25 protein-coding genes are annotated in these 26,061 nt (G+C 71.8%); 9 read left to right on the top strand and 16 right to left on the bottom strand.

Features of this window, described 5'->3' with window-relative positions:
* The first annotated feature begins 226 nt into the window (after positions 1-226).
* Complete coding sequence (putP, locus tag RF645_RS07445) at positions 227-1,927, top strand: sodium/proline symporter PutP (RefSeq protein ID WP_053448322.1); 1,701 nt, start codon at positions 227-229, stop codon at positions 1,925-1,927.
* A gap of 112 nt (positions 1,928-2,039) precedes the next feature.
* Here putP and hrpB read toward each other — a convergent pair whose 3' ends face one another.
* The gene (gene hrpB, locus RF645_RS07440) at positions 2,040-4,733 is read right to left on the bottom strand and encodes an ATP-dependent helicase HrpB (protein WP_368818878.1); all 2,694 of its coding nucleotides are present in this window, start codon (positions 4,731-4,733) and stop codon (positions 2,040-2,042) included.
* Between the two features lie 100 nt (positions 4,734-4,833).
* On the opposite strand from hrpB, the gene RF645_RS07435 reads away from it, so the two are divergent.
* From RF645_RS07435 to RF645_RS07425, 3 genes are all read left to right on the top strand, one after another.
* Positions 4,834-5,799, top strand: coding sequence for a 1,4-dihydroxy-2-naphthoyl-CoA synthase (locus RF645_RS07435; RefSeq protein ID WP_368818877.1), 966 nt, complete (start codon positions 4,834-4,836; stop codon positions 5,797-5,799).
* A gap of 5 nt (positions 5,800-5,804) precedes the next feature.
* Positions 5,805-7,064, top strand: a complete 1,260-nt coding sequence (locus RF645_RS07430) for an AMP-binding protein (protein ID WP_368818876.1) — start codon at positions 5,805-5,807, stop codon at positions 7,062-7,064.
* Between the two features lie 74 nt (positions 7,065-7,138).
* Positions 7,139-8,020 carry a 1,4-dihydroxy-2-naphthoate polyprenyltransferase gene (locus tag RF645_RS07425; RefSeq protein ID WP_204782190.1) on the top strand — a complete coding sequence of 294 codons (882 nt, stop codon included), beginning with the start codon at positions 7,139-7,141 and terminating at the stop codon, positions 8,018-8,020.
* Positions 8,021-8,099: 79 nt separating this feature from the next.
* Here the strand turns inward: RF645_RS07425 and RF645_RS07420 are convergent, their stop codons facing one another.
* Together RF645_RS07420 and RF645_RS07415 are read right to left on the bottom strand one after the other, a co-directional pair.
* Positions 8,100-8,393, bottom strand: coding sequence for a DUF4229 domain-containing protein (locus RF645_RS07420; protein ID WP_251714542.1), 294 nt, complete (start codon positions 8,391-8,393; stop codon positions 8,100-8,102).
* A 52-nt stretch (positions 8,394-8,445) separates the two neighbouring features.
* Positions 8,446-8,940, bottom strand: a complete 495-nt coding sequence (locus RF645_RS07415; protein WP_251714541.1) for an Rrf2 family transcriptional regulator — start codon at positions 8,938-8,940, stop codon at positions 8,446-8,448.
* Between the two features lie 175 nt (positions 8,941-9,115).
* Between RF645_RS07415 and RF645_RS07410 the strand changes: the two genes are divergently transcribed.
* Positions 9,116-10,096, top strand: a complete 981-nt coding sequence (locus RF645_RS07410) for a sulfite exporter TauE/SafE family protein (protein ID WP_368818875.1) — start codon at positions 9,116-9,118, stop codon at positions 10,094-10,096.
* 70 nt (positions 10,097-10,166) lie between these two features.
* Entirely contained in the window at positions 10,167-10,604 is a 438-nt protein-coding gene (locus tag RF645_RS07405) for a PLD nuclease N-terminal domain-containing protein (RefSeq protein ID WP_368818874.1), read from the top strand.
* A 25-nt stretch (positions 10,605-10,629) separates the two neighbouring features.
* Here RF645_RS07405 and RF645_RS07400 read toward each other — a convergent pair whose 3' ends face one another.
* From RF645_RS07400 to RF645_RS07345, 12 genes are all read right to left on the bottom strand, one after another.
* The gene (locus tag RF645_RS07400; RefSeq protein WP_368818873.1) at positions 10,630-11,283 is read right to left on the bottom strand and encodes a maleylpyruvate isomerase N-terminal domain-containing protein; all 654 of its coding nucleotides are present in this window, start codon (positions 11,281-11,283) and stop codon (positions 10,630-10,632) included.
* Positions 11,284-11,424: 141 nt separating this feature from the next.
* Positions 11,425-12,528 (bottom strand): c-type cytochrome biogenesis protein CcsB, encoded by a 1,104-nt coding sequence (gene ccsB, locus RF645_RS07395; protein WP_251714537.1) that lies wholly within the window; start codon positions 12,526-12,528, stop codon positions 11,425-11,427.
* On the bottom strand, positions 12,525-14,231 hold the full coding sequence (locus RF645_RS07390; RefSeq protein WP_285728440.1) for a cytochrome c biogenesis protein ResB: 1,707 nt from the start codon (positions 14,229-14,231) through the stop codon (positions 12,525-12,527). Before RF645_RS07390 ends, ccsB begins: the two co-directional genes overlap by 4 nt.
* A gap of 113 nt (positions 14,232-14,344) precedes the next feature.
* Positions 14,345-15,103, bottom strand: coding sequence for a cytochrome c biogenesis CcdA family protein (locus RF645_RS07385; protein WP_259870555.1), 759 nt, complete (start codon positions 15,101-15,103; stop codon positions 14,345-14,347).
* A 10-nt stretch (positions 15,104-15,113) separates the two neighbouring features.
* Positions 15,114-15,776, bottom strand: coding sequence for a TlpA disulfide reductase family protein (locus tag RF645_RS07380; RefSeq protein WP_285728439.1), 663 nt, complete (start codon positions 15,774-15,776; stop codon positions 15,114-15,116).
* Positions 15,777-15,855: 79 nt separating this feature from the next.
* On the bottom strand, positions 15,856-16,530 hold the full coding sequence (locus RF645_RS07375) for a histidine phosphatase family protein (protein ID WP_053447866.1): 675 nt from the start codon (positions 16,528-16,530) through the stop codon (positions 15,856-15,858).
* Between the two features lie 47 nt (positions 16,531-16,577).
* Positions 16,578-16,865, bottom strand: a complete 288-nt coding sequence (locus RF645_RS07370; RefSeq protein ID WP_285728438.1) for a glutaredoxin family protein — start codon at positions 16,863-16,865, stop codon at positions 16,578-16,580.
* A gap of 144 nt (positions 16,866-17,009) precedes the next feature.
* On the bottom strand, positions 17,010-17,108 hold the full coding sequence (locus RF645_RS07365; protein WP_009882927.1) for an AURKAIP1/COX24 domain-containing protein: 99 nt from the start codon (positions 17,106-17,108) through the stop codon (positions 17,010-17,012).
* A 203-nt stretch (positions 17,109-17,311) separates the two neighbouring features.
* Positions 17,312-18,322 (bottom strand): FadR/GntR family transcriptional regulator, encoded by a 1,011-nt coding sequence (locus tag RF645_RS07360; protein ID WP_024289861.1) that lies wholly within the window; start codon positions 18,320-18,322, stop codon positions 17,312-17,314.
* Between the two features lie 28 nt (positions 18,323-18,350).
* Positions 18,351-19,697 carry an NADP-specific glutamate dehydrogenase gene (gene gdhA, locus RF645_RS07355; protein ID WP_285728437.1) on the bottom strand — a complete coding sequence of 449 codons (1,347 nt, stop codon included), beginning with the start codon at positions 19,695-19,697 and terminating at the stop codon, positions 18,351-18,353.
* A 136-nt stretch (positions 19,698-19,833) separates the two neighbouring features.
* Complete coding sequence (locus tag RF645_RS07350; protein ID WP_368818872.1) at positions 19,834-20,484, bottom strand: metalloregulator ArsR/SmtB family transcription factor; 651 nt, start codon at positions 20,482-20,484, stop codon at positions 19,834-19,836.
* Positions 20,485-20,535: 51 nt separating this feature from the next.
* Positions 20,536-21,726, bottom strand: coding sequence for an acetoin utilization protein AcuC (locus RF645_RS07345; protein ID WP_368818871.1), 1,191 nt, complete (start codon positions 21,724-21,726; stop codon positions 20,536-20,538).
* A 69-nt stretch (positions 21,727-21,795) separates the two neighbouring features.
* Here RF645_RS07345 and RF645_RS07340 point away from each other — a divergent pair, with 69 nt between their 5' ends.
* The 3 genes from RF645_RS07340 to RF645_RS07330 are packed head-to-tail and all read left to right on the top strand — an operon-like array spanning position 21,796 to position 25,093.
* Entirely contained in the window at positions 21,796-23,292 is a 1,497-nt protein-coding gene (locus tag RF645_RS07340; protein WP_251714530.1) for a TrkH family potassium uptake protein, read from the top strand.
* Complete coding sequence (locus RF645_RS07335) at positions 23,285-23,965, top strand: TrkA family potassium uptake protein (RefSeq protein ID WP_368818870.1); 681 nt, start codon at positions 23,285-23,287, stop codon at positions 23,963-23,965. The genes RF645_RS07340 and RF645_RS07335 overlap by 8 nt, the downstream gene beginning before the upstream one ends.
* Before the next feature lie 39 nt (positions 23,966-24,004).
* A complete protein-coding gene (locus RF645_RS07330) occupies positions 24,005-25,093 on the top strand; it encodes an alpha/beta hydrolase family protein (protein WP_053447871.1) in 1,089 nt (362 codons plus the stop codon).
* Positions 25,094-25,166: 73 nt separating this feature from the next.
* Here RF645_RS07330 and proC read toward each other — a convergent pair whose 3' ends face one another.
* On the bottom strand, positions 25,167-26,039 hold the full coding sequence (gene proC, locus RF645_RS07325; RefSeq protein ID WP_058871861.1) for a pyrroline-5-carboxylate reductase: 873 nt from the start codon (positions 26,037-26,039) through the stop codon (positions 25,167-25,169).
* Positions 26,040-26,061 lie beyond the last annotated feature (22 nt).

Raw genomic sequence — 26,061 nt, 5'->3', positions numbered from 1 at the left:
TCCTTTCAGTCGTTTTGTCCGCGCTTGGGCGCTGCCTCGCACTCGCCCACCGCGGTCCGGGCTGCTGCCCTTCCGCAGCCCGACCCGCAGGACCGCACGATCTCGCGCGACCCGCTTGAGCGGCCCCGCTGCCCGCAACCCCCGCACTTCCCGATTCGGAGAACACGCCCGGACGATCGATGGACGCCGCTGCGCGCCCCATCCGCACCGAGGCGGAGAGGAACCCATGATCGAAGCAGGATCCGGCTTCTGGTGGATGATGGCCGCCATCGCCCTGTACTTCCTGGCGATGGTCGGCATCGGCCTCTGGGCGTCCACGCGCACCAATGACAAGGACGACTACATGATCGGCGGGCGTGATCTGCCCGCCCCGGTCGCCGCGCTGTCCGCCGGCGCCTCCGACATGTCCGGCTGGCTGCTCATGGGCCTGCCCGGAGCGCTCTACCTCGGCGGCATGGCACAGTCCTGGATCGCCATCGGCCTGACGTTGGGAGCCTGGGTCAACTGGAAGGTCGTGGCCCCGCGACTGCGCCTGTTCACCGAGCAGTACGGCAATGCCATCACCCTCCCCTCCTACTTCGGCAACCGCCTGGTGCGCGGCGGCCGGATGCTGCGGGTGGTCTCGGGACTGGTCATCCTCATCTTCTTCACGTTCTACATCTCCTCCGGCATGGTCGCCGGCGGCAACTTCGCGGCGGCCTCGTTCGGCGGTGCCCTCGAGCAGAGCTTCGGCTGGTCCAACAGCGAGACCTACCTGATCGGCATGCTGGTCATCGCCGCGGTCACGATCCTCTACACGCTGATCGGCGGATTCCTGGGCGCCAGCTTCACCGACTTCGTGCAGGGCACCCTGATGTTCCTGGCCCTGCTGGCGGTGCCCGTCGTGACCATGATCATCGCCGGCGGCCCGGCGACCATCGTCCAGCGCGTGGACGAGGTCCACCCCGGCGCCTGGAACCTCTTCGACTGGAGCGCGGCCGGCGGCGCCATCGGCGCGATCTCGCTGTTCGCCTGGTTCCTCGGCTACTTCGGCCAGCCGCACATCCTGGTGCGCTTCATGGCCCTGCGCAGCCACCACGAGGCCGTCTCCGGGCGCCGCTGGAACATCGTGTGGATGGCCCTGTGCGCGATCGGCGCGATCCTCACCGCCCTGTTCGCGATCCCGCTGGTGGAGCGCGGACGCGTGAGCCTCACCAACTCCGAGACTGCCGAGACCGTGTTCCTGGACTCCGCGATCGGCCTGTTCCCGGCGTTCGTGGCCGGGCTCGTGCTGGCCGCCGTGCTCGCCGCGATCATGTCCACGCTGTCCTCGCAGCTCGTGGTCACCGCCTCCGCGTTCGTGGAGGACCTCATGCTGCTGCTGCGCCGCCGCCCTCTGACCGGTCGCTCGTCGCTGTGGGTCTCCCGCGCCGCCGTGTTCGTCGTGGCGGTCGTCGCCGCGCTCATGGCCCTGAACCCGTCCGAATCGATCCTGGCCCTGGTCGGCTTCGCCTGGGCCGGCTTCGGCGCGGCCTTCGGCCCGATCGTGCTGCTGTCGCTGTACTGGAAGAAGCTCACCGGCTACGGCGCCACCGCCTCCATGGTGGTCGGCGCGGCCGTCGTGCTGATCTGGCCCTCGACCCCGTGGGCGGATCTGTACGAGATCATCCCTGGCTTCGCCGCCGCGCTCATCGTGGCCGTGCTGGTCTCCCTGGCCACCTACAGCAACGAGCCGGGCATCGACGACCACTTCGACGCCGCCGTCGCCCGCTCCCGCGAGGGCCTGCCGGAGGGCCACTCCGAGCTCGAAGCTCCCCGTGCCGCAGGTGCGGCCTCGGCGCCGGGCCAGGCCGGTGCGAGCTCTGCGCAGGACGCGGACGGCTCCGCTCGGGCCACCGGCGCCGCCGAGGGCGGCACCCCGCCCGCGCCGTGGGCGCACAACGGCTGAGCGATCCAGCTGCGCTGAAGCCTCAGGGGGCCCGGGACGATGAGCATCGTCCCGGGCCCCCTGTCCGACTCCGGGCCAGGTCCCGGCAGAGCCTCCCGCGCCGCTGCCGGCTTCAGCCGCGCCGACGGGTCCTGGCGGTGGCCTGGGCGGCCCACGGGTCCTCCGGCCACGGGTGCTTGGGATAGCGCCCGCGCATCTCGGCGCGGACCTGGCGGTACGGCCCGTCCCAGAACGAGGCCAGATCGGCCGTGATCGCCAGCTCCCGCCCGGCCGGGGAGAGCAGGTGGAAGAGCACCGGCAGACGACCGTCGAGCAGCCGGGGCGACTCCGCCAGGCCGAAGCACTCCTGGAGCTTGACCCGCACGATCGGCTGCGGGACCTGCCCGCGCCCGCTGCCGGCCTGCTCCTCCTGGTCGGTGAGCGCGACCTCCTCGGACTCCCACTGCTGCGGCCACAGGATCCGGTGCGAGGCGCCCGACGGCACGGCCAGCCGCTGCGGGGCCAGCTCCTCGAAGCGCGAGGCCTCCGGCCAGGGCAGCAGCCGTCGCAGAGCCGAGACGGTGTCGATCGAGCGCACCGAGGCCCCTCGTGCCAGCGCCGCGAGCTCCGGGCCGAGCCAGACCTGCGCCTGGGCTCCCAGGGAGTCGTCGTCCATGGCCGGCCAGGGCTCGCCCAGGTGCCGGTGGCAGGCCGCCATCCGAGCGCGCAGCTGCAGCGCCTGCTCGGACATCTCCAGCAGCGCCGGGCCCTGCTCCTCGAGCGCACGGCCGATCGCCTCGGCGGCCTGCTCGGGGTCCGGGCGCGCCGGGGTGGCCGCGAGCTCGATGGCCCCCAGCGACTCGACGTCGCGAGCCCTGGCCCGCCCGTCGACGAAGCGCACGGACAGCTCGCGCCGGTGCAGTCGACCCGCGGCGCGCTCGGCCGTGGCCCGCTCCAGCCCGGCGGCAGCGCGGATCAGGGCCCCGGTGCCCGCGGCGGCCGAGGCCTGCGAGCGCGTGACATCGGCGACGGCCAGCCACTGCTCGTGGACCAGCGGGGACTCGCGAGGCAGGCCGGCGCGGGTCCCCGAGGCCAGCAGCCACTGCTCGCCGCGCTCATCCATCCGCCGGGCGATCCGCTCGGGGAAGGCCAGGCCCACCACCAGCCCGAGGACCTCCTGGGCATCGGCAGGGGCGTGAGCGGCGGGCTCTCGGCTCGCCTCGGGATCGGCTCGTCGCTGCTGCGGCTCGGGGCCAGGCGACTCGCCCGACGGCTCCACAGCCGTTCCCGCGATCAGCGAGCGCAGCCGTCGAGCCTCGGCCTGCCAGCGCCGGGAGCCCGGATGCTGCCCGCGGCGCAGCTCGCGCAGCAGACCGGCGAGGTCGCCGTCGGGGGCCCGGTGGTCGTCGGCGACGGCCGCCACGATCTCGGCGGCCGTGGACTCCTCCACCGACTGTGCGCCGACGAGCAGAGCGCGGCCCCAGCGCGGATCCAGCGGCAGCCCCGCCAGGCGGCGGCCGACGGCAGTGGGACGCAGGTCCTCGTCGAGGGCCTCCAGCGAGCGCAGCGTGCGGTGAGCATCGGCGAGGGCCCGGGGCGCAGGCGGATCCAGCAGGGCCATGCCCTTGCCTCCCGGGGCTCCCCAGCAGGACAGCACGAGTGCTGCGGAGGTCAGATCGGCCGTGCGGATCTCCGGGACGGCGCGCTCGGGCATGGCCGCCCACGCCGACTCGTCGTAGCAGCGCACGACCGCTCCGGGACCGGTGCGCGCGGCACGGCCCGCCCGCTGCCGTTCCGAGGCCCGAGAGGCCGAGACCGTGACGAGCCCGGACATGCGGCGCACCGCGTCCCTGCGCGGCTCGCGCGAGAGACCGGCATCGATCACCAGGCGCACTCCGGGCACCGTCAGCGAGGACTCGGCCAGGGCCGTGGAGACAACGATCCGGGGGCGGCCGTCCGGCTCGCGCCCGGCCACCGCGAGGTTCTGCTCGTGCGCGGGGATGCGCCCATGCAGCTCGAGCACCTCGGCCTCCGAGAGCTCCCGGAGCCGAGCAGCCACGTGGGAGACCTCCCCGGCTCCGGGCAGGAAGACGAGGGCGTCGAGGCCAGGGTCCTGGGCCAGGCCGCGCTCGTGCTCCCGATGCGCCGTGCGGGCCACGTGGTCCAGGAACTCCCGCCGCACGCCGTGCTCGTCGAGCCGCGGCCCCGTCCCCGGAGCCCAGCGGACCTCGAGGGGGTGCTCGACCGCCCGGCTGTCCACGAGCGGTACCTCGTCCAGCCCGAGCGCCTGCCCGATCAGGTCGCGGAAGGATCCGGCGTCGAGGGTGGCGGACATGACGATCAGGGCCAGGTCCTCGCGCAGCTGGCGCAGCTCCAGGACCATGCCCAGCAGCAGGTCGATCTCCAGGCCGCGCTCGTGGACCTCGTCGAGCACGATCGCTCGGGTCCCGCTCAGCTCCGGGTCCGCCAGCAGGCGCCCGATCAGCACGCCCGGGGTCACGAACTCGATGGCAGTCCCCGAGCCGACCTCGCGCTGCCCGCGCACGGTGAGCCCGGACAGCTCGCCGAGCCTCGTTCCGCTCAGCTGGGCCAGCCGCTGGGCCGCGGCCCGCGCGGCCACCCGCCGCGGCTGCACGACGACGACCCTGCTGCGCGCATCCGCCCCGAGCTCGAGGGCCGCCGCCGGCGGGGCGAGCGTGGTCTTGCCGGTGCCCGGAGGCGCCTCCACGACGGCGACTCCGTGGCCGGCCAGCGCCGCCCGCAGCCGCGGGACGGCCTGCGCGAAGGGCAGGTCCGCGCCGAGGCGCTCGAGATCCAGATCCATCATCCGGCCAGTCTCCCATCTGCCATGCGGCAGCAGCTCCGCGGGCGTCGACGGCCCCAGCGGGCCCGTTCCGGCGTCGGCGAGCGCTCGTAGACTGGCCGCTGTGAACGACTCCAGCGCATCCCAGCTCTCCCGCCAGGTCTCCGAGATCTTCGATCCCGTGCAGTGGCGCACGGTCGAGGGGTTCGAGGACCTGACGGACATCACCTACCACCGCGGCGTCCAGCGCGGACCCGACGGCGCCCTCGAGCGCGACCTGCCCTGGGTCCGGGTGGCCTTCGACCGCCCCGAGGTCCGCAATGCCTTCCGCCCGGGGACGGTGGACGAGCTCTACCGCGTGCTCGATCACGCCCGCATGAGCTCGGACGTGGGCGCCGTGATCCTCACCGGCAACGGCCCGTCGGCCAAGGACGGCGGCTGGGCCTTCTGCTCGGGCGGCGATCAGCGCATCCGCGGCCGCGACGGCTACCGCTACGCCGAGGGCGAGACCGCCGAGTCGGTGGATCCGGCCCGCGCGGGGCGCCTGCACATCCTGGAGGTCCAGCGTCTGATCCGCACCATGCCCAAGCCCGTGATCGCCGCGGTCTCCGGCTGGGCAGCAGGCGGCGGGCACTCCCTGCACGTGGTCTGCGACCTCACGCTGGCCTCGGCAGAGCACGGGAGGTTCAAGCAGACCGACGCCACCGTCGGCTCCTTCGACGCCGGTTACGGCTCCGCCCTGCTGGCCCGCCAGGTGGGTCAGAAGCACGCCCGCGAGATCTTCTTCCTGGCCCGCGAGTACTCCGCCCAGGACATGCACCGCATGGGCGCGGTCAACGAGGTCGTGGAGCACTCCGAGCTCGAGGCCACAGCCATCGAGTGGTGCCGGATGATCTGCGCGCAGTCCCCGCAGGCGATCCGCATGCTCAAGTACGCCTTCAACCTCCCGGACGACGGCATGGTCGGACAGCAGGTCTTCGCCGGTGAGGCCACGCGCCTGGCCTACATGACCGACGAGGCCGTCGAGGGCCGCGATGCCTTCCTGGGCAAGCGCGATCCCGACTGGTCGTCCTACCCGTACTACTTCTGATCCCCGTGGCGGACACCTCCTCTGCGGAGCAGAAGCTGCCCGGTCGGGCGATGCCGGCGCCGCGCACCGCGGACCTGCCTTCGGACGCCGTTGTCCTCGACGGCCCTCATGCCCTGCCCGGGCTCGGCGGTGCGGCCGGTCTGCTCGAGCGGCTCCGGGATGCGCTGTCGCGGCCCGGTCCGGCCGTCGTCGTCTCCACCTCGGGCTCGACCGGGCGCCCCAAGGCCACGGTGCTCGAGGCGCAGTCGCTGCGCGCCTCCGGTGAGGCCACAGCCGTGCGCACCGGCGGGCACGGCCAGTGGCTGCTGTGCCTGCCCGCGCACTACGTGGCCGGTGTCCAGGTCCTGGCCCGATCGGCACTTGCAGGGACCGAGCCGGTGATCATGGACGACGGACCCTTCCGCGCCGAGGCCTTCGCGGGCGCCGCCGAGAGGATGACGGACGAGGTCCGGCACGTCTCGCTCGTGCCGACCCAGCTCTCCCGACTGGTCGAGGTCGCAGATGATCCGGCAGGCGGGCGCGCGGTGCGCCGGGCGCTGGCATCCTTCGACTCGGTGCTGCTCGGAGGCTCGGCGGCCTCGCCCGTGCTGCTCGAGCGCGCCCGCGCCCTCGGGGCCCGCGTGGCCACCACCTACGGGATGTCGGAAACCTGCGGCGGCTGCGTGTACGACGGCCGACCGCTCGACGGCATCGAGGTCCGGATCGAGGCTTCGGAGGGGTCCTCGTCACCGGCTCCTGCGCAGGGCCGCGCCCCGCTGGCGCCCGAGGGATCCGGGCGGATCTGGCTCGGCGGGGCCGCGGTCACGACCGGCTACCTCGACGACGATGCCCAGACCGCCCGCCATGTCCGCCTGATCGACGGCCGGCGCTGGTACCGCACCGATGACCTCGGCACCTGGGACGGGCGGCTGCTGGAGATCGCCGGTCGCGCCGACGACGTCGTGGTCACCGGCGGGCTCAAGGTCTCGGCCGGCGTGGTGGCCCAGCAGCTGCTGCGCGATCCCGAGATCGAGCAGGCCGTCGTGCTCGGGGTGCCGGATCCGCAGTGGGGACAGGCCGTGGCCGCGCTCGTCGTCCCGCGCTCGAGCGCCCATCAGCGGGAGGAGACCGCGCTGCGGGAGCGGCTGTCCGCCGAGATCCGCTCAGCACTGGGCGCTGCGGCCGTTCCCAAGCGCTGGCTCATCGCGGCGCAGATGCCCATGCTCGTCACCGGCAAGCCGGATCGGGCCGAGGTGCGCCGCCTGCTGGAGGGCGTCAGCGGCTGAGCAGCGGTCGGGTCCGTCGGGTTCTCATGAAATGATGGGCCGGTTCACAGCCGTCGGCCGAGGAGGTCCTGTTCGTGGCTACACCTGCGCAGTGGGTCGAGGGCGCGCGCCTGCGCACCCTGCCCATGGCCCTGGCCCCGGTCATCGCCGGCACCGCCGCCGCCCAGTCCATGTGGGGCTCGGACGTGGTGCGCGCGCTGCTGGCCTTCGCCGTGGCGCTGCTGCTGCAGATCGGCGTGAACTACGCCAACGACTACTCGGACGGCATCAAGGGCACCGACGACGACCGCGTGGGCCCCATGCGCCTGGTCGGCTCCGGGGCCGCCGCACCGCGGCAGGTGCTGGCTGCCGCGCTGGGCTGCTTCGTGCTGGCCATGGTGGCCGGCGTCGCCCTGGTGGCGCTGTCAGGCCAGTGGTGGTTCCTGGTGATCGGCGCCTCCGCGGTGCTGGCCGCCTGGGGCTACACCGGAGGCCCCTGGCCCTACGGCTACCGCGGGCTGGGCGATGCGGCGGTGTTCGTCTACTTCGGGCTCGTGGCCGTGCTGTGCACCGCCATGACCCAGGCCGGCGAGCTGAACCTGCAGGCCTGGATCGCCGCCGTGGCCACGGGACTGTTCGCCTGCGCGCTGCTGATGGCCAACAACATCCGCGACATCCCCGGCGACCAGGAGGTCGGCAAGCGCACCCTGGCCGTGCGGCTGGGCGATCGCTGGGCCCGCGTGGTCTTCACCGCCGAGCTCGGGCTGGCCTTCGCGCTGCATGTGTTCCTGCTCCCGCAGAACCCGTGGTTCCTGCTGGTGCTGCTGGCGGCCCCGCTGGCGATCATGGCCGCGCGCACCGTGCTGGGTGCCACCGAGCGCACCGCGCTGATCCCGGTGCTCAAGCAGTGCGGGATCCTCAACCTCGTGTGGTCCGTGCTGTTCCTCATCGCCGTGGTGGCGCACCAGAGCCTGTGAGACAGGCGGCCCTGCGTTCAGGGCCTCAGCGGCCGCGTTCAGGGGCTCGGGCTGGTGCGCCCGGGCCCCTTCCGCATCCTCAGGGAAGGTCGTCCTCGCCGCGGCTGCGGCGGTAGGCGTCGGCCTCGGCGTCCTCGTCCTGGGTGTCGCGCAGGCGCTCTCGTCTGCGGGGCTTGGGCGAGCGCGAGATCACGCGGTTGAGGTCCTCGCTCGCGGCGATGTGCAGCTGGGGGAAGAAGAGATAGCACACCGCGAACGCCACGATCACGGCGGCGATGCCGGAGAAGATCAGGCCGAGGTCCAGTGCCATGAACAGCACGAACGCGACGGCGAGGATGGCCAGGCGCAGGGCGGAGTACTTCAGGAAGTTCACCGGAGCATCCTACGGCCCGCCCCTGGATGCGGCCTCCGCGCGCGCACGGGCATCAGCCCTGCGAGCGCCCGTCCTCGATCGGCCAGCGGTCCGTCCAGGCTCCGGGCTCCTCGGCGAAGGCCCGCACGTGCTCCGGGAAGCCGCCGGTCAGGACATCTGCCAGCGTGACCTCGTCGAGCACCCGGCGCATGGCCGAGCGCAGCGCGACCCACACGACCGGCAGGTGCTCAGCAGCACCCGTGTAGGCGGTGTCCGACGGGCGCTGCCCGCGGATGCCAGCCAGCGGCCCCTCCACCGTGCGGATCACCGCGCCGATCGTGATCTCCTGCGCCTGGGAGGCCAGTCGGTAGCCGCCTGCGGCTCCGCGGCGGCTGACGACGAGCCCCCCGCGGCGCAGCTGCCCGAGGACCACCTCGAGGAACTTGGCCGGCAGCTGCTGACGCTGGGCCAGCTCCTGGGCGGGCATGGCGGCGGTGCCCGCCGCGTGCGCCTCGGCGAGCATGAGCATGGCCCTGATCGCGTATTCGGCGCGTGCGGAGATCTCCATGTGTCGATTGTTTCACGGACTTTGACGCCCTTCCCAGGGCCCTGGAATGCTCGCGCACAGCAAATCCCATCAGCCCGATGGGAATAGTGGATCGGCTGCGGAAGCGGCGCTCGCCCCGCCCCCGCGGCGCTGCCGAGTCCACGATCCGCCCCACCCCACTGCCCGGGAGTCCCGCATGCGCATGCTCGTCCTCATCGCCCTCGTCGGCCTGGCCGCCCAGCTCGTGGACGGCGGCCTGGGCATGGCCTACGGCGTCACGACCTCCACACTGCTGCTCACGATCGGGGCCAACCCGGCTGCCGCCTCGGCCACCGTGCACCTGGCCGAGGTCGGGACCACGCTCGTGTCCGGGCTCTCCCACTGGCGCTTCGGCAACGTCGACTGGGGCGTCGTGGCCAAGATCGGGATCCCCGGTGCGATCGGCGCCTTCCTGGGGGCCACGGCCCTGTCGAACCTCGACGCCGCGGCCGCCAGGCCCTTCATGTCCGCAGTGCTGCTCGCCCTGGGCCTGTTCATCCTGGTGCGCTTCACGCTCGGCGGCCTGCGCAGCGATCGACTGGGACGAGCCATCCCCGCACGGCTGCTCGCCCCGCTCGGGCTCTTCGCCGGCTTCATGGACGCCGCCGGAGGCGGCGGCTGGGGCCCCGTCGGCACGCCCGCCCTGCTCGCCGACGGCCGCCTGGAGCCCCGGAAGGTCGTGGGCTCGATCAACTCCGCGGAGTTCCTGGTCACCGTGGCCGCCTCGCTCGGCTTCCTCTTCTCCCTGGGCAGCCAGGGGATCACCTGGTCCTGGGTGCTGGCCCTGCTGATCGGGGGCGCGATCGCAGCACCCATCGCCGCCGCGCTGGTCCGCTGCGTCCCCTCGCGCGTGCTCGGCCCGGCCGTGGGCGGGCTGATCGTGCTCACCAACGCCCGGACCCTGCTCGGGGCGGATGCGCTGGACGCCCCTGCGACGGTCTCCCACGCCGTGCTGCTGGGGATCGCCGTCCTGTGGCTGGCCGCCGTCGGCTGGTCGGTCCTGCAGCATCGCAGCGGCTCGCATACGGGGAGCGTCTCGGAGGCGACGACCGCCGATGAGGTCGCGAAGCCGACGGCCGCGGCCGCGAGCGGTTCGTCCGCTGCTCAGTGCCCGGAGTCGGTGCACTCGGCGCGGTGAGGACGGGACCCGGACGTCGCGGCCCCGTCGCGATTGATCGCGGGGTCGGGCCTCCCCGTACGATGGAGACATGATCCGAGCCATCCTCATCATCGGCGTGATCGCTCTGGCTGTGGGCGTGATCATCTACTCGCTGATCGACTGCGCGCGCTCGGACGCCCGCGACATCCGCGGCCTGCGCCGCGGTCCGTGGCTGGCGATCATCCTGCTCCTGCCGGTCATCGGCGGCATCCTGTGGCTGACGCTGGGCCGCCCGCGCTACGCCTCCCCCGGCTCCATCCCCACCCGCGGCAAGGGCCCGGACGACGACCCCGAGTTCCTGCGCCAGCTGGACCGCCAGCGACGCCAGGCCGAGCGCGAGCGGCAGCGCCGCGAGCAGCCCGGCGAGGAACAGGCCGGCGACGATCCGGCCGATGAGCCGCAGTCCGACCAGGACCGGGCCCCGGGCTCGGAGGACCCGGACGACGACGCGCCGAGCGCCCCCGGGGCGGATCCCTCCGCGCGCTGAATCCCTCGGGATCCCCGCGCGCAGCTCAGCCCCAGGGATCGAGCTGCGGCGCATCCTGCGGGTCTGCTCGACCGGCCAGCCAGACGAGCAGCCGGCGCTGGCTCGACAGCGATCCCCAGCGCTGCGGGACGGTTGCGAGCAGCTGCGGAAGGTCCCAGGCCACGTACTCCTGAGGCCAGTCGGCGGACGTGTACTCGAGGCCGAGGTCCACATGATGCATCTCGACCTCGCGCAGCCGGTGCGCCGGCTCCTCGCTCGTGCCGTAGGAGTCGCGGCCCAGGAGCTCAGGGTGGGGCCAGCCCGCCGCATCCATGGCGGCGAGCACCCCGTCCAGACGGCCGCAGGACTCCTGCAGGTCGCGCAGGATCTGCGCCGCGGGCCGACCCTCGCCCTCGTCGATCTCGTCCCGGCACTGCTGCGCACCACCGGGATACCTCGGCTCATCCGCTCCCCGAAGGGCTGCTGCGAGTCGGCGGCTGTGCCCGTCGGCGTTGCGCGCCAGGTGGGTCAGCACGTGCCCGATTGACCATTCCGGCAGCAGCGAGGCACGTCGGATCTGGGCGTCATCGAGGCCTGAGGCGGTGCCGAGCAGGCGCTGGTGCACCAGGCGCACAAGCTCTGCGGCGCGACGGGGCTCCGTAGAGAGGTCGCCGGAAGGATCGTCCATGGCAGCGAGCATGGCACCCCCTCCTCCGAGCCCACAGGACCCGAGACCCGCCAGAGAACTGCCATGAGGGGCGGCCCGGGAAGCGGAGGGACCCCGCGTCGTGCGACGCGGGGTCCCTCCGGTCTCAGGAAGCGGCCGGAGCCGGAAGCCGGCTCACAGCCCCGAGTAGGAGTGCAGGCCCTCGAACAGGGTGTTCACGATGAAGTAGTTGAACAGCACGCACAGGAAGCCTGCGATCGACAGCCAGGCCGAGCGGGTTCCGGTCCAGCCGCGGGTGGCGCGGGCGTGGAGGTAGGCGGCGTAGACCACCCAGATCACGAAGGTCCACACCTCCTTGGGATCCCAGCCCCAGTAGCGGCCCCAGGCGTCGCGGGCCCAGATCGCGCCGGCGGCCAGGGTGAAGGTCCAGAACACGAAGCCCACGCTGTTGAGGCGGTAGGCGAAGTTCTCCAGCGTCTTGGCCGAGGGCACCGAGCGCATGAAGGCCCAGCCCGGCTCGCCGCCGTCGAGGATGCGGCGCTCGCGGCGGTCCTGGATGAGCTGCAGGATCGACATGGCGAAGGTGACCGCGAAGATCGCGGACGACGCCACCGCGATCGAGACGTGGATGATCAGCCAGTACGACTGCAGCGCCGGCTGCAGCGGGGAGACCGGGGTGGGGTAGGCGATCGTGGCCATGGTCAGCAGCAGCGTGACCAGGCCCGAGATCATCACGCCCACGAAGCGCAGATCGCGACGGATCAGCATGATGAGGTAGATCCCGGCGATGATCAGCGCAGAGGTGGTCGAGAACTCGTACATGTTGCCCCACGGCACGCGCTGGGCTGCGATCGCTCGGGACACCACGGCCACGAGGTGGATCGCAAAGGCCATGACCATCAGCACGATGGCAGCGCGCGCTGCCGGGCGGCGCTCGGAGGTGCCATAGCCCATGCGGGAGTCGGCGACCTGGCCCTCGAGCTTCTCCGAGACGCCCCGGCGGCTTCCGGCGCGGTTGCCCGCACCGGAGTCGTTGCGCTCGTCGCGCTCCGGTTCCTCCGGCCCGGAGGCGCTCGAGGCCCCGCCGCCGGCGCCCACGAGCTCGCGGCTGCGGGAGGAGCTGCGCGCTGCCGTGCGCTTCTCGGCCTCGCTCAGGGTCTTCGAATGGGACGCCATGTCCCAGGCGAAGCAGATGAAGACGCAGAGGTAGACCAGGGCGGCCAGGAGCATGAACAGCTCCGACCATGTCCCCAGCGCGGTGTTCACTTCAGTGCTCATGCTCGTGATTCTCCCACCTTCGAGGCGCCGGGCGCCTCCGCATCCTCATCGATATCGTCTGCGACGCCGATGTGCTCCCATTCACCGCTGAACAGCTCGTGCAGCGCCTCGTCCTCGGACTCCAGCCGCGGGTCCTCCCCGCGGGCCAGCAGAGCGTACTCCAGGACCGCGCGCGGCCCCTCCGGGGTCTGCTCGGTGCGCACTCGCACCCAGGCGCGGCGTCGCACGATGAACAGCGACATGATCAGCCCGGCGAAGGCCAGGATGAACGAGATGAACACCCCGGCCGTTCCCGGATCGTAGTTCACGTCCAGCCCGACGTAGCGCTCGGTGCCCAGGTACTCGATCTCCCCCAGGCCGTTCGGCAGCTCGGCCTTCGGGTTCTGCTCGTTGAGCACCAGAGGACCGCCGGGGGTGCTCGGCGAGGCCTGCTCCTGCAGACCTTCGACGTCCAGGACGTACACGTTCTGGGGCGCACCGCTGTCCAGGCCCAGATCGCCCGAGTACACGGACAGCACCAGCGTGGGGTTGCCCAGATCGGGGTCGATCGACGTCAGCTGGCCGGAGGCCTCGTCGACGTAGCCGGTCGGCAGGAACGTGCCGGTGAAGCCGAGCTGCTCGGGCTGGGAGTCCGGGACCTTCAGCGTGAACGCCGAGATGTTCGTCAGGTCCTCGGGGACGGTGATGACGGGGCCCTCATACGCGACGTCTCCGTCGCCGTCGGTGACCCGCACGGTCGGCGCGTAGCCGTTGCCGATCAGGTACGAGCGCACCCCGTTCGAGGAGACCGGCTGATTGGTCGACAGCTTCTCCTGGCGCGGCTCGTCGTCGGGACCGTCCTGGACGGTGACGTCGGCGTCGAAGCCCAGCGGCTGGCCGTAGCTGCCGGGGTCATCGGTGTCGCGGTTGTAGTCGATGTGGAAGTCGTCCACGGTCAGCGTGAACGGGGCCAGCCAGTCGGCGTCGTAGTTCGAGCCCGGGGTGAACGAGTCGTAGCTGATCAGCGAGTTCGCGAAGGTCTCCCCCACCGTCAGGATCTTCTGGCCCTTGAAGCCGAACATCGCGCCGACTGCCATGAAGATCAGGATGCCGAGCAGTGCCACGTGGAAGACGATGTTGCCGACCTCCTTCCACATGCCGCGCTCGGCGCCCACCGACGGCGTCGGCGTGTCCATGTCGCGCAGGTGCACGCGGTAGCCGCGCTTCTTCAGCAGCGCCGCGCTGCGCTCGACCATCTCCGCGGCCGACGGGGCCTCGGTGCCATCGGCCCCGCCGATGCGCAGGCTGCGGTGCACGGGCAGGCGGGAGAACCGACGCGGAGTGCGCGGGGGCTGGGCCCGCCAGGCCTGCCAGTGCTTGCGCGCACGAGGCAGCACGCAGCCCACCAGCGAGATGAACAGCAGCAGGTAGATGGCCGCGAACCACACCGAGGAGAAGACGTCGAACATCTGCAGCCGGTCCAGGATCGGCCCCAGCCGCGGGTTCGAGTCGATGTAGTCGTTGACGGCCGCGACGTCCTGGACCCGCTGCGGGAAGATCGAGCCAGGAACAGCGGCGACCGCCAGCATCAGCAGCAGGAACAGCGCCGTGTTCATCTTGGTCAGCTGGGCCCAGGCCCAGCGCAGCATCCCCAGGGGCCCCAGCGACGGAACGGTCACCTCCTGGTTCGATCCTCCCCCGGGGTCCTTCTGCGCTGTGCTCACTGTGCTCCCTCGTCCGCTGCGGGCGCCGTGCGCCCTGGTGTGCTCATCCCTGCCCGTGCCGTGCTCCTGTCCGGGAGCCGGGGCATCATCCTGTGCGCTGTCCATCCTCCGCCTCAGATCACCGGCACGAAGTCCTGGACCAGCTCCGACTGGATCCACGAGACGATGGCCGTCCATACGCCGCTGACCATGAGCAGGCCGATGACCACGAGCATCAGCCCGCCGAAGCGCTGCAGGGCCACCCGGTGCCGCTTGAAGAAGTCCAGGGCGCCCATCCCGCGGCGCAGCGCCAGGGCGGCGATCAGGAACGGGATGCCCATGCCCAGGCAGTACACGACGGTCAGCAGAGCGGCCTTGCCCACAGAGGAGCCGCCGCTGTAGGCCAGGGCCTGCACCGCCGCGAACGTGGGCCCGATGCACGGGGCCCAGCCCAGTCCGAACGTGATGCCCAGCAGCGGGGCCCCCCACAGCCCGGGGGGCGGGCGCCGCTCGATCTTGCGCTCGCGCTGCAGGGCGCCGATCCCTCCCATGAAGACGAGCCCCATGACGATCACGAGCACCCCGAGCACGACCATGACCCAGCCCTGACCGCGCAGCCACGGCAGCGCGCCCAGCTGCGCCAGCACGACCGACATCAGCAGGAACACCAGGGTGAAGCCGAGCACGAACAGCCCGATCCCCGCGAGCATCCGCCCGCGCTTCTGCTTCTGCAGGTCGATCCCGGTCAGCCCGGTGACGTAGCCCAGGTAGCCCGGCACGAGCGGCAGGACGCAGGGCGAGGCGAAGGAGACCAGCCCCGCCAGCGCCGCCACCGGCAGCGCGGCCAGCAGCGAGCCGTCCAGGACGGTCTCGGCGAAGGGATTTCCGTCGATCACGAGCGCCTCAGGCCGACGTGACGTCGTCGAGGACGGTGCGCAGGATCGAGGGGTCGGCGATGCCCAGGATCCGGGTGGCCACGCGCCCCTGGGAATCGAGCACCAGGGTGGTCGGCACGGCCTGCGGCGGGACGTGCTTGGACAGGGCCAGCAGCACGCCTCCGTCGCGGTCCTCGAACGACGGGTACGGGATCTCGAAGGTGCGCTCGAAGGCCTCCGCAGTGGCCTGCTCGTCGCGCACGTTCACGCCGTAGAACGCGACACGGTCCTCGAAGTCCTGGGCCAGTTCGACCAGGTCCGGGGCCTCCTTGCGGCACGGAGCGCAGCCGGCGTACCAGAAGTTGAGCAGCACGGGCTTCCCGCGCAGCTGCTCGCCGGTGACCTCGGTGCCGTCGAACAGCGCGCCCTCGAAGTCCACGGGATCGGAGCGGTCGTCCTCGGGGTACTCGCTCACGGAGCCGTCCCCGGCGATATATCCGGTGTCCCCGCCGGCGTTGGCCTGCTGCGCGAGGTCGTCCTCCTTGGCCGAGCAGGCGGAGAGCACCAGGGCCCCCAAGCCGGCTCCGCCCAGGCCCAGCAGCACGCGGCGCGTGGGGCGGACCCGGGCGTCGTCGACCGCGCCAGCGGCGCTGTCGACGTGCGGGCGGGCAGTGCGGGGAGGACGGATCACGATGCGCTCACCTGAGGATGGGGTTCGGAACGGACGAGGGGCGCGGGCGGTGCGGAGGGGCCCGCGGAGGCGCGGGCCATCATGACCCGGGAAGCTGATTGACCCCTGAGTAGAGGTGCGCCGACGGCTCCGCATAGGTCACCGCGGGTCGGCGCCCGGAGTCGAGGTCAGTGAAGTGCAGGGAGGTCAGCGACCCCAGGTTGCACTGCCGCTTGCGGGGGTCATGCGGCAGGGGGCGCCCCTCGGCCGAGAGGCGGGTCAGCCAGATCGGCAGCTGGTGGGAGACGATCACGGCCTCCGCGCCGTCGCCGCCGATCTCCACGGCCCGGCGCCCCGCCGCCAGCGCCGCCTCGGCCATGCGCGCCACGATGCTGCGGTACGGCTCGCCCCACGACGGGCGCAGCGGGTCGATCAGGTGCGGCCAGTGCACCGGCTTGGCCAGCTCGGCGGCGTCCACGTGGAGGCCCTCGAAGTGGTTCCAGGGCTCGATCACGCGCTCATCCGGGTGGATCTGCAGATCGAGGGCCTCGGCCACCGGCTGCGCCGTCTGGCGGGTGCGCAGCAGCGGCGAGGCCACCAGGTGCACGATCCGCGCGCCCTGCTCGTCGCGTCGCTGGGCCAGCGACTGGGCGGCGACCCGGGCCATCTCCTGGCCGCGCTCGGCCAGGCGGAACTCGGGCAGGCGGCCGTACACGATCCGGTCCGGATTGTGGACCTGGCCGTGACGCAGCAGATGGACGATCGCTGAGGACATGGGGGCCATCATCCCAGACCCGGGCACAGGGCTCGAATCGAGCCCGCTCAGACCCCGCGCTGGACGAGCAGGCGCTCGAGCCTGCGCGGGTCGATCTGCCAGAAGTCGCGCTGCCGGCCGTCGATCAGCAGCACGGGGACCTCGATCTGCCAGCGCTGCGTCTGCTCGGACTCCGGCAGCTGCGTGATGTCGGTCTCGGCCCACTCCAGGCCGTGGCGCTGGGCTGCGGCGGCGACGGTGTCGCGGGCCGCCTGGCACAGGTGGCACCCCTGACGGGTGATCAGCCGCAGCGGCGGCACGGAGAGGTCGATCTGCCCCGGGGTCTGCTCGGTCATCGTCCGATCCTATGACGAGGGCGCCGCGCCCCCTCCACGAGGCCGCGCGGCCGGCAACGCGGCGTCATGCGAGGCTGCTGCCGCGCACATGGCGAGGGGCCCCGCTCGCGAGAGCGGGGCCCCTGTCGGCTCACTGCCAGCAGGTCACTTCTTGTTGCGACGCTGGTGGCGGGTCTTGCGCAGCTGCTTGCGGTGCTTCTTCTTGGACATGCGCTTGCGGCGCTTCTTGATCACAGAGCCCATGGGCTTCCCTCACTTCACGTTTCGTTGGTCCGAACCGGCGCGGCGCGTCGGCGCGCTGCTGCCCGGCACGTCTGGCACGACGCCCGTTCCGGTGCGCGACCGGGTGACGACGAGGCGGGCATGATCCGCCCAGTCGAGAATTCGTTCCCCGGAAGTCTACCTGCTATGCCCCGCAGGGTGGTATTCCGCCGGGGCCGTCGCCCTCAGCCGCCGGTGGACTCCGAGTCCTCGGCGGACCGGGAATCCTGCGCTGCCGGAGCGGCGCTCGGCGAGCCGCCCGCCTGGTTCTGCTCGGCGCTGCCGCCCTCGGCATGCGGCGCAGCCGGCATGGCGCCGGTGGCGGCCTCCTTGACGGGGCCGTCGTGCGAGGCCCCGCGACCGGCGGCCGCCGCCTGGACCAGTCCCCCGGCCCGCGACGACGCACGCCCCGGCTCCTGGCCCTCGTCCTCCGAGGCCCAGACCCGGCCCGAGGCCGTGGGCCCGGGGATCAGCCCCGTGGACACGGACTCGGGACCGCGCGTGCCGCGATCGGGATCCACTCCGGCCTCGACGTACTGGTACTCGATGTGCTCCTCGACCAGCCGGGCGGCCAGGTTGCGGTCCCCGGCGAGCACCGCCGAGAAGATCGCCTGGTGCTCGGCCCGGATGCGGTCCACGGTCTTGGACCACAGGGGCACATGGCCCACCAGCGCCATCGTGTACTCGTAGATGGAATCCCGCAGCGCCGACATCAGCGAGGCGACGAGGGTGTTGCCCGCCGTCTTCACCAGGGCGATGTGGAAGCTCACGTAGTGGTGGTGGAACTCCTTGAGGGAGATGTCATCGCGTGCCATCTCCCGCAGGATCGCTCGCAGCTCCGGCATGGCCGGGCTGCGGTAGTCCGAGCTGCGCAGCGCCCAGGTCTCGAGCAGGACCCGCGTCTGCACGATGTCCCTCAGCGGATATGCCGCTGTGGCCATGTGCAGCTGCAGCGCGGGTCCTGCCGAGGAGGCCGGTTCGCGCACGAGCATGGGCAGGATCGACTTGCGGCTCCCCTCGTAGAGCCGCAGGACACCCTGCGCCTCGAGGATCTTGAGGGCCTCGCGCATGGTCCCGCGGCTCACGCCGAGGATCGCCGCGAGGTCCTTGTCCGACGGGAGCTGCTGTCCGAGGACCAGGTTCCCGTCGAAGAGCTCGTTCTCCAGCCATTGGAGGACTCGTCGATGTGTTGCCATGTGCTCAGCCTACGTTCATCCTGCCTGCTCAGATGACGCCCTGGGCCAGCATGGCGTCGGCGACCTTGATGAAACCGGCGATGTTGGCGCCCGCGACGTAGTTGCCCGGCTGGCCGTACTCGTCGGCGTGGGCCGCGCAGGTGTCGTGGATGCCCTTCATGATCTCGGTCAGGCGGGTCGAGGTGTAGTCGAAGGTCCACGAGTCGCGCGAGGCGTTCTGCTGCATCTCCAGGGCGGAGGTTGCCACGCCGCCGGCGTTGGCCGCCTTGCCCGGGGCGAAGAGCACGTCCGCCTCCTGGAAGATGTGCACGCCCTCGGTCGTGGTGGGCATGTTGGCGCCCTCGGCCACGGCCAGCACGCCGTTCTCCACGAGCTTGCGGGCATCCGCGCCGTTGAGCTCGTTCTGCGTGGCGCAGGGCAGGGCGACCTGCGTCGGCACCTCCCACAGCGAGGCCTTGCCGACCTCGGTGAACCGGGCCTGGCCGCCGCGGCGCTGGACGTAGTCGTTGATGCGCCCGCGCTCGACCTCCTTGACCTCGCGCAGGATGTCCAGATCGATGCCGTCCGGGTCGTGGACGAAGCCGCTGGAGTCCGAGGCGGTGACGACCTTGGCGCCCAGGCTCTGGGCGAGCTGGATCGCGTAGATCGCCACGTTGCCCGAGCCGGAGACGGAGACGGTCTTGCCGTCGAAGTCGTCGCCCTTCGTCTTGAGCATCTGGCGGGCGAACTCGACGGTGCCGTAGCCGGTGGCCTCGGTGCGCACCAGGGAGCCGCCCCAGGACAGGCCCTTGCCGGTCAGGACGCCGGACTCGTAGCGGTTGGTGATCCGCTTGTACTGCCCGAACAGGTAGCCGATCTCGCGGCCGCCCACGCCGATGTCACCGGCAGGGACGTCGGTGTACTCGCCGATGTGGCGGTAGAGCTCGGTCATGAACGACTGGCAGAAGCGCATGACCTCGCCGTCGGAGCGACCCGACGGGTTGAAGTCAGCGCCGCCCTTGCCGCCGCCGATGGGCATGCCGGTCAGCGAGTTCTTGAAGATCTGCTCGAAGCCCAGGAACTTGACGATGCCGAGGTAGACCGACGGGTGGAAACGCAGGCCGCCCTTGTACGGGCCCAGCGCGGAGTTGAACTCGACGCGGAAGCCGCGGTTGATCTGGGTGCGCCCCTGGTCGTCGACCCACGGCACGCGGAAGATGATCTGGCGCTCGGGCTCGCAGATGCGCTCGAGGATGGCGGCGTCGAGCAGCTCCGGGCGACGTGCGACCACAGGCCCCAGCGATCCGAAGACCTCGTCGACCGCCTGGATGAACTCCTTCTCACCCGGGTTGCGGGCGATGACGGCCTCGCGGACCGGCTGCAGTTTCTCGTGCACGATGTGCTCCTCTCCGGAAACGGGACCCTCGTCCCGACCAGAGGCGAGTCTGGCAGACGCAGCGCGCCCGTGGCGACCAGTGCGCTCGGCTGCCGCGGAAAACATGCGGCGGCCGGCATCCCCGGGACCGCTGCGATCAGCGGCGACGCCTGCGCAGCACCGAGGAGACCAGCCCGCTCACGCCGCGCCCGCGAGCCGGGGGCTGCCCGTCCTGCACCGCGCTGAGCGGGTCCAGGCGCTGCGGCGCCGCCTCCTGGGCCGCTGATGCGGCCGGCGCAGCGGCCAGGGCGGCCTCCCCGACGACGGCCTCGTCGGCGGAGTCGGCCGGCTGCTGCGGGAAGCGAGCCTGCTGCGCGGCGGGACTGCGCTGCTCGACGGACGTCTGCTCAGCGGGTGCCGCCGGCTGCGCGCCCTCCTGGGGCTCGGGCGCCTCCTGGCTCACGATCCGCACGGGCTCGGTGCTCTGCGCCGGCTCGAGCGGCTCGGCCGTCTCGACCGGTGACGCGCTCGATGCCGCCTCCCGGTGCTGCCTGCCGACCAGCTCGCGCAGGGCCTCGGCGGTCTCCAGCAGGGGCTCGGCCTCGATGCGGTAGAAGCGCTTCTGGCCCACGGCGCGCTGATGCACCAATCCGGACTCCCGCAGCACGCGCAGGTGCTTGGAGACGGTCGGCTGGGAGGCCTCCACCGCGGCGACGAGCTCCCCGACTGCCCGCTCGCCGATGCTGAGCTCCTCCAGCAGAGCGCGTCGCGTGGGGTCGGCCAGAGCGGTGAAGACGTCCTGAGTCATTCCAGGGATCCTACCGGGCGAGGACCCGAGAGCAGGCCAGCGCGCGGCCGGTCAGTCGTACCAGGGGTCCAGGCCCCACAGCGGGAACACAGCCCGCCGCGTGGCCATGACAACCCGGTCCGTGGGGTCGTCGGGGTCGAAGCCGACCTCCCACGAGCGCCACCACAGATCGACGTCATCGCCCATCGAGGGGTGGGGGTCGGTGCCGTAGGCCTCGCGGATGTGCTCGCGCCACGCCTCGGGAACGGGGCGGGCCAGTCCGATCGGATCTCCGGCGGCCACCGCGACCAGGTGCGTCCAGGACCGGGGCACGGCGTCGTAGCAGTCGTAGCCGCCTCCCCCGGTGGCGATCCAGCGGCCCTCGCACCAGCGATCCGCCTGCCGGGCCACATCCATCATGATCTCGCGCTGGGCGTCGACGCTCACGCGCAGGTGGGTGAGCTGGTCCCTGAAGTGGGAGTCGCAGCCGTGCTGGGAGACGATCACCTCGGGGCGGAACTGCTCGATCAGCTGCGGCACGACCGCGAAGTAGGCGCGCAGCCACTGGGCGTCGTCGCTCATGGGCGGCAGGGCGATGTTCACCGCGGTGCCCTCGGCCTGCTCCCCTCCCAGCTCCGTGGCGAAGCCCGTGCCGGGGAACAGCGCCGCGCCGGTCTCGTGCAGGGAGATCGTCATGACGCGGGGATCGTCCCAGAAGATCGACTGGGTGCCGTCGCCGTGGTGGCCGTCCACGTCCAGGTAGAGCACGCGGGAGACCCCGCCCTCCAGGAGGCGATGGATGCCCACGGCGCAGTCGTTGTAGACGCAGAAGCCGCTGGCCCTGTCCGCGAAGGCGTGGTGCATGCCGCCGCTGAAGTTCACGGCGCGCACGGCAGAGCCGTCGAGCAGGGCCTGGGCCGCCTGCAGCGTGCCGCCGGCCAGCCGGGCGGAGGCCTCGTGGATGCCCGCGTATCCGGGGGTGTCCTCGGTGCCGAGGCCGCATTCGGCGATCTCCTTGCCGGGGTCATCGCTCACGGCGCGCACCGCCCGGATGTACTCGGCCGTGTGCGCCAGTCCCAGCTCGGAGTCCTGTGCGGCCTCCGGCACCTGGACGGCGACACCGGGACGGGAATCCAGCCCGAACTCCCGGATCATCCGCCAGGTGGCGTCCAGTCGCGACGGATGCATGGGGTGGTAGTCGCCGAAGTCGTACTGGAGCAGCTGCGGGCTCCAGAACAGAGCGGTGGGTGTCGTCTGCGTCACAGACTCATTAGAACACTCCGGGCGACTCGGTCGGGAGCCGACGGCGGCACACGACGCCAACCGGGCACCATGAGGTCCATACTGTGCGTGGATCCGAGCCGGATCCCGCCCCGCCGAGATGATCCTGGAGGCTCCACGGTGCGTGCCACCCTCGGGGCTTCTCCGCCCCAGACCGAGACCCGTCGGCTGCGCGATCAGCTGGGCGGGCTGCGCGATCTGCTCGACCGCGTGGCCCAGTCCTCCCCGGCCCGCCTGGCCGTGCTGGTCTTCGTCGGCGTGGCCGGGCTGTTCACCCTGCTGCTGTGGCTGCCGTGGTCCTCCCACGCAGGGCGCTCCACCACCTTCGTCGACGCCGCCTTCACCGCCGCCTCCGCCGTGACCGTGACGGGGCTGACCGTCGTGCCCACCGCCGATCACTGGTCCTTCACGGGCCAGCTGATCATCCTGGTCGCCGTGCAGATCGGCGGTCTGGGCACCCTGACCATGACATCGCTGCTGGCACTGGCGATCGGGCGCAAGCTCGGCCTGCGCTCCAAGCTGGTCACGCAGAACGCCATGAACGTCGGGCGCCTGGGCGAGGTCGGCTCGCTGCTGCGCACCGTGGCCGCGACCTCGATCGTCATCGAGGGGTCGCTGGCGCTGATCCTCACGATCGGGTTCCTGGTGGCCGGCGAGCCCATGCACACGGCTCTGTGGCACGGCATCTTCTACTCCGTGTCCGCCTTCAACAACGGAGGCTTCACTCCGCACTCCGACGGCCTGGTGCCCTACTTCACCGACTCCGTGCACGTGTGGCTGATCCTGTTCCCGATCAGCATGGGCGTGCTGATCGGTTCGCTGGGCTTCCCCGTCATCCTGGTGCTGCGCCAGGTCGGCTGGCTGCGGTTCTCGCGGTGGAACCTCAACACCAAGGTCACCGTGGTCACGACGCTCGGCCTGATGCTGCTGGGCTGGGTCCTGTGGGCCGGGCTGGAATGGACGAATCCGGCCTCGATCGGCGACGAGTCCCCGGGGCAGAAGATCTTCAACGGCTTCTTCGCCTCCGTCATGATGCGCTCCGGCGGCTTCAACATCGTGGAGATGGCGGATCTGCAGCCCGTCACGCTGCTGCTCACCGACGCCCTGATGTTCGCCGGAGGTGCGCCGGCCTCGACCGGCGGCGGCATCAAGGTCACGACCTTCGCCGTCGTCGTGCTCGCGATCCTGGCGGAGGCCCGCGGCGATCAGGCCGTCCTCGCCTTCCATCGCACCATCCCCGACGGCGTGCTGCGCATCGCCATCTCCGTGATCGCCATGAGCGCCACGATCGTGCTGACAGCTGTCGGGATCCTGCTCGTGCTGACCGGCGAGCCGCTGGAGCGGGTGCTCTTCGAGGTCGTCTCCGCCTACGCCACCTGCGGGCTGTCGGTAGGGCTCTCCGGGGAGATGGGGCCTGCGGGCAAGGCGGTGCTGATCGTGGTGATGTTCATCGGGCGCATCGGCACGACTACCGTGGCCACTGCCCTGGCGCTGCGATCGAGCCAGCGCCTGTACCAGTACCCCGAGGAGAGGCTGATCATTGGGTGAGCATCGCCACCGCGGCAAAAGCCATGCCGTGCCCGTGCTGGTCATCGGCATGGGCCGCTTCGGCACCGCCACCGCCCTGCAGCTGGCCTCCCAGGGCCGAGAGGTCATGGGCGTGGAGCGGGACCACACCCTCGTGCAGAAGCTCGCCGGCCAGCTCACGCACGTGGTGCAGGCCGAGGCCACGGACATCGACGCCCTGCGCCAGCTGGGCGCCGCCGAGTTCACGCAGGCGGTCGTGGGCGTGGGCACGTCGATCGAGTCCTCCGTGCTGATCACGGCGAACCTGGTGGATCTGGGCGTGGGCAGGATCTGGGCCAAGGCGATCTCCAAGGCCCACGGCAAGATCCTCTCCCGCATCGGCGCCCACCACGTGATCTTCCCGGAGGCCGATGCCGGACGGCGCACCGCCCACCTGGTCTCGGGGCGCCTGCTGGACTACATGGAGTTCGACGACGACTTCGCGATCGTCAAGATGCACCCGCCGCGCGAGACCCAGGGATTCACGCTGGCCCAGGCGGATGTGCGCGCCAAGTACGGCGTGACGGTCGTGGGCGTGAAGGCGCCGGGAGACGACTTCAGCTACGCCACCCCCGACACCACCGTGACCGCGCGCGACACCCTGATCGTGGCCGGGCACGTGGAGCTCATCGAGCGCTTCGCCGCCCGGCCCTGAGCCAGGTGGCGCGACACCGCGAACCGAGAGGAGCCCGACATGGGCGAACGACGGCGCATCGGAAGACGACGCCTCCTGACGGCTGCGGCGATCGTCCTCGTGCTGGCCGTGGCGGTCACCGCGGGCATGCTCATCCGGCAGGACCGTCTGCGCAACTGCTGTCAGGCGCGCTTCCCGTCTCCGGGAGAGACCGCCCAGCCCGCAGCGGCGCTTCCCGAGCCCGGGATGCCCGAGATCCTGGAGGAGCAGCGGCTCTCCGACCGGACGACCCGTTACCGGCTCTCCTCCGAGCTGGTGCCGGCCGAGCAGACCCAGGACGGCCCCTCGGCGGTCGTGACCCTTCCCCGGGACTACGACGAGACCCGCGACTACCCCGTGGTCTACCTGCTGACGGGCACCGACGCCGGGGCCTCTCCTCGGGACTGGTACGACCGCGCCGCCCTGGAGGACTCCCTGGGGGATCTGCAGGCGATCACCGTGGCCCTCGATGACGGCGCGTACGGCTGGTACACCGACTGGACCGGACCCACCTCGCAGCCGCAGGGCTGGCGCACGCACCATCTCGAGGAGGTGCTCCCGTGGGTGGATCAGCGCTATCCCACGATCGCGTCCCCGGAAGGGCGAGCGGTCGTGGGCGCCTCCGCCGGCGGCTACGGCGCCATGGCCTACGCCGAGGACCGCCCCGATCTCTTCGGCGCCGCGGTGTCGATGTCCGGGCTGCTCAGCTTCGACGCGACCGCCGATCGGAAGCTGCTGCTGGGCGAGGCCGAGGCGGCCACCGGCGAGGGCTCGGACCTCTTCGGCGACGGACAGCGCACCACCCGCGCCGACTGGGAGTCCCACGACCCGTCCCGGCACACGCAGCCGCTGTCCGGCATGCCGATCTGGCTGTACTCCGGCTCCGGCGAGGAGTTCGAGGCCCAGCTGCAGAAGACCACCGCGGCCTTCGAGACCAGCGCGGAGTCGTCCGGGGCGCGGGTGAGCACGAGCACCTACGAGCAGATGATCGAAGACGGCGCGCCCATGCCCGCAGGCACCTGCTCGGCCGGGCACGAATGGACGTGCTGGTCGATGGCGCTGCGCTCGGTGTCCCCGCAGCTGCAGGAGCACTTCGACCGCGCCGGCTGAGTCGTCGGGCCCGCAAGACGCCTGTGCCCGGAATCTGCCGGGCACAGGCCGATCCACCGGCTCCGGGCAGGACTCAGTCCGCGTACTCCTGCTCCATCTCGTCGCCGCGTGCGGCCGAGGCCTGGACCGCGCGGGCCACGAGGTCCTCGATGCCGCTGTCCAGGAACGTCTCGATCGCCCGCTCGGTCGTGCCGTTCGGGCTGGTCACGGCCTTGCGCAGGGCCTCGGGATCGGCGTCCGGATCCTCGAGCAGGCGTCCTGCGCCCGAGACGGTCTGCTTGGCCAGGGTCCGGGCGGTCTGCGCATCGAGGCCCAGGCGCTCGCCGGCCTTCTGCATCATCTCGGCCAGCAGGAAGACGTAGGCCGGGCCGGAGCCGGACACACCGGTGACGGCGCTGATCTGCTCCTCCGGGACCTGCACGACCACGCCCACGGCGGAGAGCACCTCCTCCACCGCAGTTGCCTGATCCTCGGTGACGTGATCGCCCGCCGTCAGGGACAGCGCGCCGTGCCCCACCGAGGACGGGGTGTTGGGCATGCTGCGCACGATCGGCTGCCCCTCGGGCAGGTGCCCGGCCATGGCAGCCATGTTCACCCCGGCAGCCACGGACACGACGACGGTGGACGGGTCCAGGGCCGGGCGGATGTCATCGCACAGCTCGAGGATCGCATAGGGCTTCACGCCCAGCATCACGATGTCCGCGCCCTCGACGGCCCTGCGGTTGGCCTCGGCGTCCGCCTCCGAGGACAGGACCTGCACGCCGGTCTCCTGGGAGAGCCGATCGCGGGACTCCTGCGAGCGCGTGGTGGCGCGAACGCGCCGGGCAGGCACTCCCGAGGCCAGGACGCCGCGCAGGATGGCGCCGTTCATGGAGCCGCTGCCCAGGAAGGCGATCACGGGCTCGGCGCTCGAGCGCTCGGTCGATGCGGATGCGGTCTCGGTCATGAGAGGTCCTCTCGTGTCTCGG

The sequence above is a fragment of the Kocuria sp. CPCC 205260 genome (assembly GCF_040981045.1).
Classification (GTDB): Bacteria; Actinomycetota; Actinomycetes; order Actinomycetales; family Micrococcaceae; genus Kocuria; species Kocuria palustris.
Note: the sequence above shows the minus strand (reverse complement) of the source record. Positions and strands in the feature narration are given on the sequence as shown.